A 13,831-nucleotide genomic window follows, 5' to 3' on the forward strand; every position below is an offset into this window, starting at 1 on the left:
TCCCGGGGCCGCAGCCTCACACGGGCAGGCCGCGCCCGTCCGCCCCCGGCGTGCTGTACCCTCGGCGACTCGACCCAGTAGTCAAATTTGATGAATCCGAGGGATGCGTCATCGCTGTGCAGAGGATTCCCGCGGTCGGCGCCGCAGAGATCTCCGAACTGGCCCGCTGTTGCACCGTGTTCGTGCCCGCCGATCCGCCGCGCGCGGGCAGCGTCGCGTTCTGGCGCCCGGACGGCGAGTCGCCGCCGGGGGTGACCTCCGGCTCGGCCGAGGAGCTGACGGTGGCACTGCACGTGGGAGACGGCGTCGAGACCGTCTCGGTGCCCGCGGTGCTGCTGCCGGTGCGGACCGCCCTGCCGGTCCTCACACGCGCGCGTGCCGCGACGCAGGCGCACCGGGCGACCTCTTTCTGGGGTGCTGCCGGAGTGCTCGCCCTCCAGTTCGTCGCCCGCGGGCTGCTGCTGCCGGGAGTGACGGCCGACGACCACGACTCCTGGCGCGCCGGCCCGCTGGGCGCACGGGATCTGGAGCGCGTCCGTGAACTTGCCGCCTCGATGCCCCCCGAGGCACACGCCGTGCCGTTGCGGGCACTTGGCAGGGTGGTGGACGAGCACCCGGAGTCAGTGGACACGCCCGGCGAGCTGTTGGACGGCGCCATCGCACCCTTGCGACTGCCCGATCCCGAACGGCTCGTACGGGCGTTCCTGGACGCGGTCGCCGATTCCCTGCCGCGCTCCCCCGCGGCGGCGCTCGCGGCCGGCGGCCCGGCCTTCGCGGCGCCGGAGCCCCAGCTTGTGCCGCAGCATCGCGCTTGGGCCACGGAGGTCGCCGAGACGCACGAGGCCGACGTACGCGTCTCGCTGCGCGTCGAGGTGCCGACGTACGTGTCGTCCGGGCCGGAGGACCTGTCCCTGCCGTTCCGAGTGGTGGTTCAGTTGCACAGCGCGCATGACCCCGCTCTCGTCGCGGACGCCCGGACCGTGTGGGCGGGTTCCTCGCCGTTCGGCCCGCGCGCGCGGATGGCCGCCCTGCTCGCTCTCCGCCGCGCCGCGAAGAGTTGGCCGCCTCTGGCACCGCTGCTCTCGGCCGCTGTTCCGGACGCGGTCGAACTCGCCGACGAGGAGGTCGGCGAACTTCTCGGAGCGGGCGGCCGGCTGCTGGCGCTCACCGGTGTCGACGTGCACTGGCCCAAGGAACTGGCCCGCAAGTTGACCGCCCGCGCGGTCGTCGGCCCTCACGCCACCGCGGACGGCGGGCACGAGGGGCCGACCGGCGACGAAGGATCCCAGGACAGGCTGGTCTCGGACGTGCCGTCCTTCCTGTCGGCGGACGCTCTGCTCTCGTTCGACTGGCGGTTCGCGCTCGGCGACCAGAAGCTCACGCGGCAGGAACTGGACCGGCTGGCCGAGGCGAAGCGGCCCATGGTGCGGCTGCGCGACCAGTGGGTTCTCGTCGACCCCGAGGAGGTCCGCCGGGCGCAGGCGCACCGGGACCGCAAGGTCACGCCCGTCGAGGCCCTGAGCGCCGCCCTGACGGGCTCCGCCGAGGTGGACGGCCACCGGGTCGACGTCGAGCCCACGGGCTGGCTGGCGACCCTGCGGGAGCGGCTGTCCGACCCCGAGGAGCAACAGCCGGTCGGACAGCCCGCGGAGTTGCGTGCCACGCTGCGCGACTACCAGTCGCGCGGCCTCAACTGGCTGGCCCGTATGACCTCTCTGGGGCTGGGCGGCTGCCTGGCCGACGACATGGGGCTCGGCAAGACGATCACTCTGATCGCCCTGCACCTCCACCGGCAGCGGGACGCGTCGGCAGCCGCGGGCCCCACGCTCGTCGTCTGTCCGGCTTCCCTGCTGGGCAACTGGCAGCGCGAGATCGAACGCTTCGCCCCCGGCACCCCGGTACGCCGCTTCCACGGTGCCCGGCGGAGCCTGGAAGGCCTGTCCGACGGCGAGTTCGTCCTCACGACGTACGGCACGATGCGGCTCGACGCGCCACGGCTCGGTGAGGTGCCCTGGGGTCTGGTGGTGGCGGACGAGGCCCAGCACGTCAAGAACCCCTACTCGGCGACCGCGCGGGCACTGCGCACCATCGGCGGGCGCGCCCGCGTGGCGCTCACCGGCACTCCCGTGGAGAACAACCTCTCTGAACTGTGGGCGATCCTGGACTGGACGACACCGGGTCTGCTCGGCCGGCTCGGAACCTTCCGCAGCCGTTACGCGCAGGCTGTCGAGGGCGGCCAGGACCCCGCGGCGGCCGACCGGCTCGCCCGACTGCTCCGGCCGTTCCTGTTGCGCCGTCGCAAGTCGGACCCGGGCATCGCACCCGAGCTGCCGCCGAAGACCGAGACCGACCGTGCCGTGTCGCTCACCCCGGAACAGGCCGGCCTGTACGAGGCCGTGGTCCGCGAGACCCTCGCGGAGATCGCCGGTGCGGACAGCATGGCCCGACGCGGTCTGATCGTGAAGCTGCTCACGGGGCTCAAGCAGATCTGCAACCACCCCGCCCAGTTCCTCAAGGAGGAACAGCCCAGGATTCCTGGCCGGTCGGGCAAGTTGGAACTGCTGGACGAACTCCTCGACACCATCCTCTCCGAGGGGGCGAGCGTGCTGGTCTTCACCCAGTACGTGCGGATGGCGCGCCTCATCGAGCGCCATCTGGCGGAGCGCGGGGTGACGACGCAGTTCCTTCACGGTGGAACGCCCGTCCCAGAACGCGAGGCGATGGTGGAGCGCTTCCAGGAGGGCGGGATCCCGGTCTTCCTGCTGTCGTTGAAGGCCGCCGGCACGGGGCTCAACCTGACCCGCGCGGAGCACGTCGTGCACTACGACCGCTGGTGGAACCCGGCCGTCGAGGCGCAGGCCACGGACCGTGCGTACCGCATCGGCCAGAACCGGCCCGTGCAGGTGCACCGGATCATCGCCGAGGGGACCATCGAGGACCGCATCGCCGACATGCTGCGCCGCAAGCAGCGGCTGGCCGACGCGGTCCTGAGCGCGGGTGAGGGCGCGCTCACCGAGCTGACCGACGCGGAACTGGCCGACCTGGTGGAGCTGCGAGGGGGCGCACGATGACGGACCGGGACGAGGAGCGCACCTTCGGAGTGTTGCCGCCCGCGCACGGGCGGGGCTTCGCGCAGACGTGGTGGGGTCGGGCCTGGCTCCAGGCGCTGGAGGACGCGGCGTTGGACTCGGGGCAGGTGAAGACGGGACGCAGGCTGGCGCGCGCGGGAGCGGTGGGCGCGGTCTCCGTACGCCCCGGCCGCGTCACGGCGGTCGTCGAGGACCGCGACGGAACCGTCCACCGGGCGGACGTCCTGCTGCACGAGTTGACGGAGGAGCAGTGGGACCGCTTCGTCGACATGGCCGCCGAACGGTCCGCACACGTCGCCGCACTGCTCGACCACGACATGCCACCGCACCTCGTCGAGGACGCGGCGGCCGCGGGTGTCGAACTCCTGCCGGGACTCGGCGATCTGGAAGCGGAGTGCGAGTGCGGCGCCTGGGACCACTGCGGCCACACCGCAGCGCTCTGTTACCAGGTGGCGCTGCTCCTCGACGAGGACCCGTTCGTGCTGCTGCTGATGCGGGGGCGGGGTGAGCGCGCGCTCCTGGAAGCCCTCCAGGGACGCGGTGACCGGCCCGCGGACGATCCGGACGACGCGGAGGAAGGAGTGGACGCTCTGGAGGCCTATGCGGCGGGTGACATCCTTCCGCCGCTCCCGACCGACCCGGCGCTGCCCGAACGGCCCGGGACTCCGCCTTCCCTGGAGACCGAGGGCACACCGGCTCCTGGAGTCGACCCCGTGGCCCTGGAGTTCATCGCTCGCGCGGCGGCCGAGGAGGCGCACCTGATACTCGCCGAGGCACTCGGCCGCGCATCCGGAGGGCGCGCGGCCGAGACGGAACCAATGCCCCTCGTCCAGGATGCCGTTCGTCTCGCTGCGTGCGACCCCCCGGAGAGCGTCGCCGAACGACTGGCGGCCGGTTCGGAGCGGGAACGCGAGGAACTGAGGCTCGCCGTACGGGCCTGGCAGTACGGCGGCGGCGCCGCGCTCTCGCTCCTGGAGGACGAGTGGGCCGTCGAGGGGGAATCGCTGGCACGCGCGCGTGCAGCTCTCCAAACCGCCTGGGAGGACGACGAGAGGCCACGGCTGCGGGCGGACCGCAATCGCTGGACCGCGACCGGCACGGGCACGCAACTCCGCCTCGGCCGGGACGGCAGATGGTGGCCCTACCGCGAGGAACAGGGCCGTTGGACCCCGGTGGGGCCGGCCACGACCGATCCGGCCACCGCTCTCGCGACCGCCGGGGAAGACCCGATGACTGCTTGACGGCCGCCGTTCACCTCACTGTCGGCCTTCGTTAGGCGTCGGGGCCAACTCTTGCCGCTGTCAACGAACTTGTTCCTCAGGAGGCTCGATGTCCCCGCACGCTGTCGGCAGACGCCACGTCCACCGGTCCGTCGCCGCCGGCGTGCCGCTCGCCCTGCTGGCCACGTTCGCGGTGGCCGGCACCGCGAACGCGACGGCCGGGCCGGCGCAGCCGAGAGTGACGCGCACCGCGACGCTCGGCGACCTTCCCCTGGGGTCGTTCAGCAACGGGCTGCTGCCCGGGACGGTGGACAACGACCGGGGAGTCGATCTCGGAGGCATCGGCAGCGACATCTACCCGGCCGGCCGCAAGGGCGAGTTCTGGACGGTCACCGACCGCGGGCCCAACGGCCAGATCAAGGTGGACGGCACCAAGCGCCGGACGTTCCCGGTACCGGGCTTCGATCCGGCGATCGTGAAGATCCGGGTGAGCGGCGGCGCGGTGAAGGTGATCGACGCGATCCCGATCACCACCTCGTCGGGCAAGCCCGTCACCGGGCTCTCCAACCAGACGGGACGCGACGAGGCGCCGTACTCCTTCGACGCGCGGACGCCGCTGCCTTACAACCCGAACGGCGTGGACACCGAGGGCATCGTGCGGGCGGCGGACGGGTCGTTCTGGCTCGTCGACGAGTACGGTCCGTCGCTGCTCCACGTCTCGGCGCGCGGGAAGGTGCTCACGCGCTATGTCCCCAAGGGGCTGCACCTGACCGGCACGGACTACCCCGTGGCGGAGGCGCTGCCCGCGATCCTGCTGCACCGGAAGATCAACCGCGGTCTCGAAGGGCTCACCCAACTCCCGGGCGGCGATCTGGTGATGGCGCTGCAGAGCCCGCTCTCCCTGCCGGACGGCGACGCGGGCGACGCGTCCACCACGACCCGGCTGCTGCGCTTCTCGCCCGGGAAGCGGGCCGTGAGGGCCGAGTACGTGTACCGCTTCGATCCCGTCGACGTGGTCGACCCGAGCGAGGACGACACGTCCGAACTGAAGATCTCGTCCGTGGTGGCGGTCGGCCCAGACCGGCTGCTCGTCGAGGAGCGCACCGACAAGGCCGCTCGCCTGCAGGAAGTAAGGCTCACGCGTCGTGCGGACATCCTGGGCGGCCCGTACGACCGTGACACCACGTCGCCGTCCCTGGAGCAGCTCGACGACCCCGCGACGGCCGGTGTTCCGGTGCTGGGCAAGCGTCTGGTCGTCGACCTGGGCACGGTCGCGGGCGTTCCCGGCAAGATCGAGGGCGTCGCGCGCGTGGACCACGACACGCTCGCCCTCATCAATGACAACGACTTCGGCATGACGGACGGGTCGGGCGCCTTCGACGCACAGGGTCGGCTCGTGGACAGCGGTATCGAGACGACGGTCGCCTACGTGCGGCTACCGCGCCGCATCTGATCCCGGGGCAATCGGTCTCGAGTTACGCGCGCGTGGAGGATGGACAGCGACCACGCGCGCGTACCGTTCGCCTGAACGACTCGGCGAGGCAATTCACTTGAGCGGTTGGGTGAGTCTGCCGGGCCCCTTGCCGACGTTCGCGGCCAGACTGCAGGCGACGTTGTCGATGCCGATCTTGTAGCTGCCGGTGTCGGGGTACTGCACGAGTGTGTTGCGCACCGTGCCCGCCGCCTGCGCCGCCGCCTTGCGCTCCAGAGGCGCCTTGCACAGGGCCGACGCGGCCTTCTTGAGAGTGGCGTCGGTCGTATAGGCGCCATTGAGTTCGGCGATCCTCACGACCTCGGCGTCGTGCGGCTCGGTGCACGAGCGTTTGGCCGCCTGGCCGGGAAGGGCGGTGTCCGTGTCGAAACAGTCGCCCTTCCGCAGCATGTAGTAGGGCACTTCGTCGGCCGCGAGCGTCGGAACGAGCGACTCCAGGCCACTGGGGACGAGGTCCGTGGGCAGGTCGGTCGGAAGCGACGGCACGACACTGGGCAGGTCCGTGGGCAGATTCGTGGGGAGCGAGGGCAGCCCGGACGGAAGGCTCAGGGAAGGACTCGGTGAACTCGTCGTGCTTTCGGTGGGCGCCTTCTTGTCGTCCCCACCCCCACCGGTGGCGGACACCGCGACGGCCACGCCGACCCCGACGACGACGATCACGGCGATGACGATGAGCACCGTGTTGCGCCGCCGCCCTCCCCGATGACCTCCGGGGCCGCCGGGCGGCCCGGGAGGCGGTGGGGGCCATCCCCCGCCGCCCTGCCCGGGCGGCCAGTCACCCTGGGACGGTGGTCCGAAGCCTCCCGAAGGAGGCCCGCCACCGCCAGGGGGAGAACCGTGGCCGCCGGGAGGCGGCCCGTACCCGCCCGAGGACGGTGGTCCGTACCCTCCGGAGGTCGGGGGCCCGTAGCCCCCGGACGGCGGGCCCGGGACAGCACCCCCGTGAGGCGACTCTCCCGGCGACCGTGGGGGCTGAGGGGGTAAGGGCGGCATGGCCATACCGTCAAGAGTCGCCGCGAACCGGTCATCGCGCGACCCCTGCGCGGAAGTTGATACGGACTCATGCCCTGGACCGCATCATTCCGGCGCATTCGAAGGAGGCAGCCGGATCTCCCCCGCCACCCCGGCACGGGTCCGGCGGACGTGGACCCGTGCCCTTCGAGTCATCGACCGATCAGGCCCGCGCACCGAGGAGATGGTCCATCGCGAGCTGGTCCAGCTGCTCGAAGGCCATCCCGCGCAGGGCCGCCGCCTCGACGTCGAAGTCCTCGAAGGCCCCGCGGTCGGCGAGCAGCCCCTGCAGGCCGTCCGCCGCAGTGGGCTGCGCCAGCTCGTCCAGGCGCGAGGCACGCAGCGCCTCCTGGACCTCGGGGTCGGCACGGAAGGCGGCCGAACGCTCCCGCAGGATCAGGTAGTTGCGCATGCAGCCGGCCGCCGACGCCCAGACCCCTTCGAGGTCCTCGGTCCGCGGAGGCTTGAAGTCGAAGTGCTTCGGACCGGCGTAGCCGGCGCTCTCCAGAAGGTCGACCAGCCAGAACGCGGATCGCAGGTCACCCGCGCCGAACCGCAGGTCCTGGTCGTACTTGATGCCGGTCTGACCGTTCAGGTCGATATGGAAGAGCTTGCCCGCCCACAGTGCCTGCGCGATGCCGTGCGGGAAGTTGAGCCCGGCCATCTGCTCGTGACCGACCTCCGGGTTGACGCCGTACAGCTCCGGGCGCTCCAGGCGCTCGATGAAGGCCAGGGCGTGTCCGACGGTGGGCAACAGGATGTCGCCACGCGGCTCGTTCGGCTTGGGCTCGATCGCGAACTTGATGTCGTAGCCCTGGGAGATCACGTACTCCCCGAGGAGGTCGAAGGCCTCCTTCATGCGGTCGAGCGCCACGCGCACGTCCTTGGCGGCACCGGACTCGGCACCCTCCCGGCCGCCCCAGGCGACGTACGTCTCGGCGCCGAGCTCGACCGCGAGTTCGACGTTGCGGATGGTCTTGCGCAGGGCGTAGCGGCGCACGTCGCGGTCGTTCGCGGTGAACGCGCCGTCCTTGAAGACGGGGTGCGTGAACAGGTTGGTCGTGGCCATCGGGACCTTGAGGCCGGTGGCGTCCAGCGTCTGCCTGAACCGCTTGATGTGCGACTCGCGCTCGCTGTCCGAGGATCCGAAGGGGATCAGGTCGTCGTCGTGGAAGGTCACTCCATAGGCACCGAGCTCGGCCAGGCGCTGCACGGACTCGACCGGGTCGAGGGCGCGCCGGGTGGCGTCGCCGAACGGGTCCCTTCCCTGCCAGCCGACGGTCCACAGGCCGAAGGTGAACCTGTCCTCGGGGGTGGGCTGGTAGTTCATGTCGCGGCTCCTTGCTAGCTCCGACTATTTCGTCATGGCAGTTTACAAATTAGTATGCGAACGCGTCTCTGGGAAGAGACGACGTACGAAACCCTGGTCGTGGCGGGCCGGGACGCCGTACGAAACCGGGCCGTGCCGGTCCGGACAGCCACGCAACCAGGACAGATCCCGCAGAGCAGCGGAAGAGGGAGAGCCCGATGTCAGCAGCCGAGGGTCCGCTCGTCGTCGGGGTGGACACGTCCACCCAGTCCACCAAGGCCCTGGTCGTCGACGCGTCGACCGGCCAGGTGGTGGCGAGCGGACAGGCGCCGCACACCGTCTCCACCGGTGCGGGACGCGAGAGTGATCCTCGTCAGTGGTGGGACGCTCTGCGTGCAGCACTGCACCAGTGCGGTACCACGGCGCACGAGGCCGCCGCGGTGTCGATCGGCGGCCAGCAGCACGGCCTCGTGACTCTCGACGCCCATGGCGAACCGGTACGCCCCGCACTGCTGTGGAACGACGTGCGCTCGGCGCCGCAGGCGCGCCGGCTCGTCGAGGAACTCGGCGGCCCGAAATCCTGGGCCGAGCGCACGGGCAGTGTGCCCACCGCGTCCTTCACCGCCACCAAGTGGGCCTGGCTCGCCGAGCACGAACCGGAGGCCGTCCGGGCGACGACGGCGGTCCGACTGCCGCACGACTACCTCACCGAGCGCCTCACGGGAGAGGGCACCACCGATCGCGGCGACGCCTCGGGCACGGGCTGGTGGTCGTCGGGCAGCGAGGCGTACGACGAGGAGGTCCTCGCCCACATCGGCCTCGACCCCGCTCTGCTCCCCCGCGTCGTCCGGCCGGGCGAGGTCGCCGGAACGGTGCACGCCGGAGGCGATCTCCCGTTCTCCAAGGGGACTCTCGTGGCCGCCGGAACGGGGGACAACGCGGCCGCGGCGCTCGGCCTGGGACTGCGGCCCGGGTCGCCGGTGGTGAGCCTCGGCACCTCGGGCACGGTGTACGCCGTCTCGACACGCCGTCCCGCCGACCCGACGGGCACGGTGGCGGGGTTCGCGGACGCCCGCGGAGACTGGCTTCCACTGGCCTGCACGCTCAACTGCACCCTGGCCGTCGACCGGGTCGCCGCTCTGCTCGGGCTGGACCGCGAGGCCGTCGAGACGGGCGGCGCGGTCACGCTGCTGCCCTACCTGGACGGCGAGCGCACGCCCAACCTGCCGAACGCCTCGGGCCTGCTGCACGGCCTCCGGCACGACACGACGGGCGGCCAACTGCTCCAGGCCGCCTACGACGGCGCCGTGCACTCCCTGCTGGACGCCCTCGACCTGGTCCTGGACGCCGACGCCGACCGTTCGGCGCCCTTGCTGCTGATCGGCGGTGGCGCGCGGGGAACGGCCTGGCAGCAGACCGTACGACGACTGTCCGGACGGCCCGTGCAGGTCCCCGAGGCAAGGGAACTGGTCGCGCTCGGCGCCGCCGCACAGGCGGCCGGCCTGCTGACGGGCGAGGACCCGGCGGCGGTCGCACGGCGCTGGGCCACCGACCGCGGTCCCGTCCTCGACGCCATGGAGCAGGACGAGGAGACACTCGCGAGGATCACCGGGGTACTCTCCGACGCGGCCCCGCTGCTCGAACGGGGGCCGAACGGAAACGGAAACTGACCGGAACCGACGCGAGGCACCTCCGCGAGAAACCTGCTCTCACGTGCGGGTCTCTTAGAGAGAGCACGCGCAGCCGGGCTCCGGCGGGGACCAAGGGACCGCTACGTCGCCCTGAGCCCGGTACGCCGAGAGGCCGCCCCCTGGGGGGCGGCCACCGACAGAGGCCGACGGGACGGACCGGCCGGACGAGGATTGACGGAGGCATGACCGCACCGCTGCACGAGGCCCATCCGAACGGTTCCGGCCGACGCCTGCCCGACACCCAGCAGGGCATGCGCCGTCGCAACCTCTCCCGGGTCATGTACACCGTCAGCGCCGAGGGGCCGCTGTCGCGCGCCGCAGTCGCCTCGCACATCGGTCTGACCCGGGCGGCCGTGTCGACTCTGGTCGACGAGCTGATCCGGGCAGGGCTCATCGAGGAACTGGGCCCCGAGCGGCCCGGCAGGGTGGGACGGCCCGGATCCGCACTGGCCGTCAGCGGGCACGGCCCGGCCGGAATCGGGGCCGAGGTGGGTGTCGACCATCTCGCCGTGTGCGCGGTCGACCTGCGCGGCGCCGTCCGGGCGCGTGCGGTGCGCCACGGAACGAACCGCGGACGGGCCGCCGAGCAGGTGACCCGGGAGCTGACGAAGCTGGTCCGCCAGGTCGTCACCGAGGCCGAACAGGACGGGCTGTGGGCGGCCGGACTCGCCGTCGCCGTCCCCGGGCTCGTGGCGCGGGACGGGAGGACCGTGGTCCGCGCCCCCAACCTGGACTGGCACGACACGGACCTCGGCGTTCTGCTCCCCGCCGACCTGCCCCTGACGGTGGACAACGAGGCGAACTTCGGCGGTCTCGCGGAACTCTGGCTCGGTGACGCGACTCCGCGCGACTTCCTGCACGTGTCGGCGGAGATCGGCATCGGTGCGGCGGTGCTCGTGGACGGGCGGCTGCTGCGCGGGACCCGCGGGTTCGCGGGCGAGTTGGGGCATGTGCCGGTGCGCCCGGAGGGGCCGGAGTGTCCGTGCGGCGGGCGCGGGTGTCTCGAACAGTACGCGGGCGAGGAGGCCGTCCTGCGCGCCGCCGGTCTTGAGCCGGGCGAGGACCAGGTAGGGCTGCTGTCCGAGCGTGCCGCCGAGGGCGATACGGCCGTACGCCGGGCTCTGAGCGACGCCGGGACCGCTCTCGGGATCGCCCTGACCGGGGCGGTGAACCTGCTGGACCCGGAGACGGTCGTGCTGGGCGGCGCGCTCGCCGGCCTCGCGCCCTGGCTGCTCCCCTCGCTGGAGGGCGAGTTGGCCCGGCGCACCGCGGGCCCCGCCTGCCCCGTGTCCGTGTCCCGGCTGGGATCCGACGGTCCTCTGCTGGGCGCCGCGCATTCGGTGGTGCGGGGCGTGCTCGACGATCCGGCGGGAGCGGTCGGGCGGTCGTAGAGAGCCCGACCGCTCCGGCAGTCGATCCGCCGTGCGGCGGACGAGAGCGCAGCCTCCGTTCCCCGTCGGCGGTGCAGCGGACCACCGCACGGATCCCGTTCCGCATCCGCTGCGCCGGGGAGCGACAGTCGGATTCCGTTCCCCCTTGCGAGTGATCGTCGTATCCACAGTTCTCGGGTTTTCCACCGAGTCACGCCTCGCTCGTCCTGCCCAACCGGCAGGCGTCGTACGGTGATTCACGCGAGGCGCAGCCGTCCGGCCGACGCCTCGGGTCCGGAGCGAATCGGGGGATTCACATGACGCCGGCGACGAATGCAAGGCCGCGGAGCGAAGCGATCGGTCCGTTCGGACCACCGCCTACGACACAGAGGCGACGTGTACGGACCCGCTGGGTCGCGCATGCCCGGCGGGCCGTGCGTGTCGTGATACTGATCTTCCTGCCGCGCCGTCACGCCAGGCGAACGGCCGAGGCCTCCCGCGTCCACCTCGACCGGACGGCCCCGGCCTCGGACCACCGGCACCCCGGACACCCCGGACACCCCAGCGACGAAAGGCCAGTACTCCATGGAGAGAGCACGGTCGTTCCCGAGCCGGCGGCGGCTGCTCAAGGGCGCAGCCCTCGCCGCCCTCCCCTACGCGTTACTCCCCGAGGCGAGGGCGACGGCCCAGGTCTCGGCCGTCGACTACCCGGGCGCGGAGTGGACTCCGGCGACCTCCTCCAACTACACGGAGTCCGACCGCCCGGAGAGCTACGACCTCGACTACGTGATCATCCACGTGACGCAGGCGACGTACGCCGACACCCTGTCGATCTTCCGGAATCCCGCGAAGAAGGTGTCCGCGCACTACGTCGTGCGCTCCGCCGACGGCCATGTCGCCCAGTGCGTCCGGGAACACAACGTCGCCTGGCACGCGGGGAACTGGGACTACAACACCAGAAGCATCGGTATCGAGCACGAGGGCTGGGTGGACAAGCCCGCCTACTTCACGAACGCGCTCTACGAGGAATCGGCCAAACTGACCGCCGCGATCTGCGACCAGTACGGCATCCCGAAGGACCGAGCCCACATCCTCGGCCACTACCAAGTGCCGGGTTCCGACCACACCGATCCGGGGCCCAACTGGGACTGGACGCGATACATCAGGCTCGTCAACTTCGCCTGAGCGGAGCCCCGCAACGATCCTGCGCGGGAGCTTCGTGGGGCCGCGGGCGGAAGCGGAACGTCACACGGGTTGTCGATGCCCGCACGGGGAGTGACGATGGACCCAGCCGCATCGCCTTCCGGGAGGCCGAGTTGATCGATCCTTGGGTGGCCCTGGAACCGGGAACCGACCCCGTCGAGCGGGGTCGGTCACTCCGCCGCGCTTACGAGTCCTTCACCACGGCGGGAACGGTGCCGCGTCCCGTGCGGTCGGTGGTGGCAGATTCGTGGCGCCGGTCGGCGCGGGCCGGCGTCGTCCCGGACGGCACGGCGAACGTCGAGATGATGGACGGGGATCTCGGCTCGTACCGGGCGGAGCACCCCCTCGCCCGCGTGATGCCCCTGTTCCGTGAGCTCATGGGCACGTTCGCGTCGGACGGGGAGCACCTGTTGGCGGTGTGCGACGCCCAGGGCCGGCTCCTGTGGGTCGAGGGCCACCCGGGGACACGACAGCAGGCCGGCCGGATGAACTTCGTGCCGGGCGCCCGCTGGTCGGAGGCAGCGGTGGGTACGAACGCGCCGGGCACGGCGGTCGCCGTCGACCACCCGGTGCAGGTCTTCGCGGCGGAGCACTTCATAAGGCGGGTGCAGCCCTGGACGTGCGCGGCGGCCCCGGTCCACGATCCACGGACCGGCCGGGTCATCGGCGCGGTCGACATCACCGGCGGGGACGAGTTGGCGCACCCGCACAGCCTCGCCTTCGTACAGGCGGTGGCGCGCGCCGCCGAGTCCCATCTGGCCCTCCTCTCACCGCCGCGGACCGTGACGGACGGCCCCCTGGAACTGAGCGTGCTGGGACGGGACGAGGCCCAACTCGTGGTGGACGGGCGCAAGACCAGGCTCAGCCGCAGACACAGCGAGATCCTGGTGCTGCTGGCCAGACATCCGGAGGGCCTCACGGGCGACGAGTTGCTGTGCGCCCTGTACGAGGACGAGTCGGTGACACCGGTGACACTGCGCGCGGAGCTGGCCCGGCTGCGCCGCCTCCTCGGTCCGGGGCTGCTGGATTCCCGGCCCTACCGGCTGACCCGCCCGGTCGAGTCCGACGTGACGGTGGTGGAGCGCAGGCTCGGGACGGGGGCGGTCACTGCAGCCGTCGCGGCGTACGCCGGTCCGCTGCTGCCGGGGTCCACGGCACCGGCGGTCGTGCGGCTGCGGCGCAGACTGGCCGACGGGTTGCGGACGGCGCTCATCGCCCGGCGGGACCCGGATCTGCTGGCCGACTGGGCCCGCGCATCGTGGGGCGAGGACGACCTCGACGTCTGGCGGGCCCTGTCGTCGGTACGGCCGGCGCCGGGCGTGCGGTCTCGGCTGGACGAGCTGGAGTCGGAGCAGGCCGTTCCCGTGGGCTGGACACGGCCGGGCCGGGGCGGCCGTATGCGACCGGAACCGCGCTGACGGGCCAACCCCCTCCCCATCTGCGGGG

The 13,831-nt window shown here is 72.0% G+C and carries 9 protein-coding genes; 7 read left to right on the top strand and 2 right to left on the bottom strand.

The window, feature by feature from the left end; genetic code table 11:
- Positions 1-116: 116 nt before the first annotated feature.
- The 3 genes from AB0C62_RS02340 (at position 117) to AB0C62_RS02350 (ending at position 5,762) form a co-directional block, all read left to right on the top strand.
- A complete protein-coding gene (locus AB0C62_RS02340; protein WP_362969203.1) occupies positions 117-3,071 on the top strand; it encodes a DEAD/DEAH box helicase in 2,955 nt (984 codons plus the stop codon).
- A complete protein-coding gene (locus tag AB0C62_RS02345; protein WP_362969204.1) occupies positions 3,068-4,330 on the top strand; it encodes an SWF or SNF family helicase in 1,263 nt (420 codons plus the stop codon). Before AB0C62_RS02340 ends, AB0C62_RS02345 begins: the two co-directional genes overlap by 4 nt.
- 88 nt (positions 4,331-4,418) lie before the next feature.
- The gene (locus AB0C62_RS02350) at positions 4,419-5,762 is read left to right on the top strand and encodes an esterase-like activity of phytase family protein (RefSeq protein ID WP_362969205.1); all 1,344 of its coding nucleotides are present in this window, start codon (positions 4,419-4,421) and stop codon (positions 5,760-5,762) included.
- 93 nt (positions 5,763-5,855) lie between these two features.
- Here AB0C62_RS02350 and AB0C62_RS02355 read toward each other — a convergent pair whose 3' ends face one another.
- Both AB0C62_RS02355 and xylA read right to left on the bottom strand, forming a co-directional pair.
- On the bottom strand, positions 5,856-6,479 hold the full coding sequence (locus AB0C62_RS02355) for a hypothetical protein (protein WP_362969206.1): 624 nt from the start codon (positions 6,477-6,479) through the stop codon (positions 5,856-5,858).
- Positions 6,480-6,975: 496 nt separating this feature from the next.
- On the bottom strand, positions 6,976-8,142 hold the full coding sequence (gene xylA, locus AB0C62_RS02360) for a xylose isomerase (RefSeq protein ID WP_362969207.1): 1,167 nt from the start codon (positions 8,140-8,142) through the stop codon (positions 6,976-6,978).
- A 197-nt stretch (positions 8,143-8,339) separates the two neighbouring features.
- Between xylA and xylB the strand changes: the two genes are divergently transcribed.
- The 4 genes from xylB to AB0C62_RS02380 all read left to right on the top strand — a co-directional run bounded on the left by xylB (position 8,340) and on the right by AB0C62_RS02380 (position 13,803).
- Positions 8,340-9,791 carry a xylulokinase gene (gene xylB / locus AB0C62_RS02365; RefSeq protein WP_362969208.1) on the top strand — a complete coding sequence of 484 codons (1,452 nt, stop codon included), beginning with the start codon at positions 8,340-8,342 and terminating at the stop codon, positions 9,789-9,791.
- Positions 9,792-9,994: 203 nt separating this feature from the next.
- Positions 9,995-11,203: an ROK family transcriptional regulator gene (locus tag AB0C62_RS02370; RefSeq protein ID WP_362969209.1), complete on the top strand. Its 1,209-nt coding sequence runs from the start codon at positions 9,995-9,997 to the stop codon at positions 11,201-11,203.
- A 564-nt stretch (positions 11,204-11,767) separates the two neighbouring features.
- On the top strand, positions 11,768-12,367 hold the full coding sequence (locus tag AB0C62_RS02375) for an N-acetylmuramoyl-L-alanine amidase (protein ID WP_362969210.1): 600 nt from the start codon (positions 11,768-11,770) through the stop codon (positions 12,365-12,367).
- 131 nt (positions 12,368-12,498) lie between these two features.
- Positions 12,499-13,803: a GAF domain-containing protein gene (locus AB0C62_RS02380; protein ID WP_362969211.1), complete on the top strand. Its 1,305-nt coding sequence runs from the start codon at positions 12,499-12,501 to the stop codon at positions 13,801-13,803.
- Positions 13,804-13,831 lie beyond the last annotated feature (28 nt).

Source organism: Streptomyces sp. NPDC048643, from assembly GCF_040650615.1.
In the GTDB taxonomy this organism is placed as follows: Bacteria; Actinomycetota; Actinomycetes; order Streptomycetales; family Streptomycetaceae; genus Streptomyces.